Origin of the sequence: Kitasatospora sp. NPDC059803 (assembly GCF_042732255.1) — a bacterium.
Taxonomy (GTDB): domain Bacteria; phylum Actinomycetota; class Actinomycetes; order Streptomycetales; family Streptomycetaceae; genus Kitasatospora.
In genome coordinates, this window is the sequence record NZ_JBHWIJ010000167.1 from 1 (window position 1) to 3,174 (window position 3,174).

General features: G+C 74.5%; 2 protein-coding genes. Both read right to left on the bottom strand.

What is annotated here, in order from left to right:
• Window positions 1-989 (bottom strand): hypothetical protein (locus tag ACFV6I_RS24415; protein WP_380427611.1); only part of this gene is annotated, 989 nt, incomplete at its 3' end.
• A 78-nt stretch (window positions 990-1,067) separates the two neighbouring features.
• A complete protein-coding gene (locus tag ACFV6I_RS24420) occupies window positions 1,068-2,843 on the bottom strand; it encodes a threonine/serine exporter ThrE family protein (protein ID WP_380427613.1) in 1,776 nt (591 codons plus the stop codon).
• Window positions 2,844-3,174 lie beyond the last annotated feature (331 nt).

A 3,174-nucleotide genomic window follows, 5' to 3' on the forward strand; every position in this document is an offset into this window, starting at 1 on the left:
GTCCGGTTGCGCCCCGCCCGGATCGCGCGACGGCGCTGCTGCGCCCCGAGGGACGGGCCCCCACCGCTGTCGCCCGCGCCGTACGCCCCGCCCACCGCCCCCGGGGCGGCCCCGGCGGCGGCCGCCGAGCGGCGGTCCGCCAGCCGCGCCTGACGCCGGGCCAGGGCCCGGGCGGCGTGCGCGTCGAGGTGGGCGGTGGCCCGGGCGGACATCCGCTCGGCCACCCGATGGGCGGCGGGATGGTTCGCGGGCACCTTGTCGGGGGCGCCGGCGATCAGGTCGAAAAGCCAGGTGCGGGCCCGGTCCGCACGCCGGTGCAGCAGGCGCTCGCGCCGGAGCGCACGCGCCCGGCGGCGCGGGCGCGTGGCGTACCGCCAGCGGGCCCACGGGCTGCTCGGGCGGGCCAGCCGGATCGCCCCGATCCAGGACAGGCCGGGGACCATGATGCCGAGCAGGCCGGTCCACATCTTGCCCTTGATCAGGGTGATCACCGAGGCCAGGGCGTTCACCGAGATCACCGTGATCAGGCCCCACCTGGTCTCCTGGCTGGGCACCACGCCGAGCGGCACGTACCCGACCAGCAGCAGGGCGGTGAACAGGATCCCGAAGATCACCGCGTCCACCGACTTGCGGCCCTGCTCGCTCCAGTACACGTCGTCCAGGTGCAGGATCAGCGCGAACTCGTCCAGCACCAGGCCGCAGCCGATGCCGAAGACCAGCCCGAACCAGTCGATCCACGGGTGCCCGCCGTACGTGGCGAACACCCCGACGCCGCCGACCAGCAGGAAGCCCAGGCCGAACACCATGTGATGGATGTGCAGGCCGCCGGGGGTGACGTTGCCGAACCACCACCGCACCTCGGCGCGGATCATCCGGACGCTGAACCGGATGAACACGAAGGAGGTGATGAAGCCGACCAACAACAGGAACAACGGCTGCTTGTGCGCGGCGACGATGTGCTCGCGGTAGCCGTCCAACAGTGTGGTCATGCGTCTTACCTTCGTTCCTGGTCCTGCGTGCGGCCTGCCGTGACATGGCCCGGAACCCAACACCGGTCCAACGTGCGGTCAGAACCCGCGGGTGCGTTTGGCCGCCCGGCGCGGCACGACCGGGTACAGCGACGGGCGCTCGCCGCCGACCGGCAGCTTCATGAACATCCGGGCGATCTCACCGCCCAGGTTCACCCCGATCGCCAGTGCCATCGCGATCGCCGCCGCCCGGGAGACGGACACCAGGCCCGCACTGGCGTGGCCCTGGGCGAAGGACAGCATCCCCAGGTAGAGCGCCGAACCGGGCATCAGCGGGCCGATCGCGGCCGTCACGTACGGCAGCGCGGAGCCGTTGCGGTAGCGCGCCATCAGCTGGCCGAACAGGCCGACCAGGCCGGCCGCCACCCCCGTCGCCACGATCGGGGAGATGCCCGCGTTGTACGCCAGCACGCCGTAGCTGGCCCAGCCGATGCCGCTGTTCAGGGTGACCAGCGCGAGCGAGCGGCGGTCGGTCTGCAGCAGCGTGGCGAAGGCCAGGGTCAGCAGCATCGCGGCGATCATCTGGACCGGCGGGTAGGTGACGCCCGCCAGGCTCTCGTCCGGCCGCAGCTTCGCCTCGAAGCCGACCCCCAGGTAGAGGATCAGCATCACGCCGATCACGATGCCCGCGACCAGGTAGATCACTTCCAGCAGGCGGGCCGCGGCGGTGATGTAGAAGCCGGTCAGGCCGTCCTGGACGGCGGCGACCAGTGCCCGGCCGGGCAGCAGCGCGAACAGGCCACCGGTGATCACCACCGAGCCGCGCAGGCCCCAGTCGTTGAAGGACAGAATGATCCCGGAGGCGGCGGCCGGCATCGCGGCCGCCACGAACTGGTAGAACTCCGGCAGCCGGCGCCGGGCCAGCGTGGAGGCCAGCCGGTCGCCGAGGACGGCCGCGACGAAGGCGCTGGCGAAGACCAGCCAGGCCTTGTCGTCGATCCGCCCGCCGACCAGGAAGGTGGCCGCGCCGGCCAGCAGACCGGTGGTCAGCGCGAGCATCCAGCCCGGGTACGGGTGCCGGTTGCGGCGGATCAGGGCGAGCCGGCGGTAGGCGTCGTTGACCGTGACCTTCTCCGCGGTGATGTCCGCGACCAGCTCGTAGACCGCGTTCAGCCGGGTGTAGTCGGAGGTGCGGCGGCGCACCACCCGGTCGGCGGTGATCGGCGGCTCGACCAGCGAGGGCTGGTGCGAGATGCCGATCAGGGTGAAGGTCACCTGCGGCTCGCAGCGGTCCAGCCGGTAGGCGTGCGCGATGCCGAGCATCGCCGCCTCGACGTCCTCGGCGGCCTCGCCGCTGGCGAGCAGCAGCTCGCCGATGCGCAGCGTCAGGTCGAGGATGCGGGGGACGTTGCGGGTCGCGCCCGCGGAGGGGTGCAGCTCGCGGGCGGTCCGCTCGAAGGCGGGGCGCTCGGACATCGGCATGCGCAGCAGGGTGCGCATCCGGTCCGGCCAGGGCGCCTCGCCGGGGGCGCCGGCGGTCAGCTCCGGGACCGGGATGCCCATCGGCGGGGTGTAGCCGGCGGCCCGCCACTCCTCGGGGGTGAGGGTGTCCTCGGCGACCGATCGGCGGCGGGCGGGGCGCGCGTCCTCCGGACCGGGTGCCTGTCCGGGCGCGGGGTGCGGCCCGAGCGCAGGGTGCGGCCCGGACCCGGGGGGCGGCCCGGACTCGGCGGGCGGCTCCCGCTCCGGCTCCGGGGACAGCAGGCCCCTAGTCTCCGTGATCGGCGGGACGAAGGGGACGACGGTGGCGGGCTCGACGGTCGGGGCCGGATGGCCCAGCAGGCCCTCGGTGGGCGGCGCCTCGGCGGGGTCCACCGGCCGTACCGGCGGCGTCCGCCGGGTCTGACGGACCGCCCGGCCTCCCCTCGCCCGCTTGCCTGCGCCCGGTCGGCCCCGCTTAGGCACTTCCGCTCCTTGCCACCCCTGGCGGCCGTCGGCCACCGTTCGATCTCGGGTTACACCTTGCCTGATCGAACTGCCGGACGCACATGTACGCGGCGTACCCCGACGGGGGCCGCGGACTCCTACCCGGCGCGGGGGGGGGGGGGGGGGGGCGCGCCCCGGCGCCGCGGGGCCCCGGGCCGGCGCCGCGCACCCCCCCCCCCCGCCCACGCCCAGGGGGACCCCGAACGCCCGCGGGTTTGGG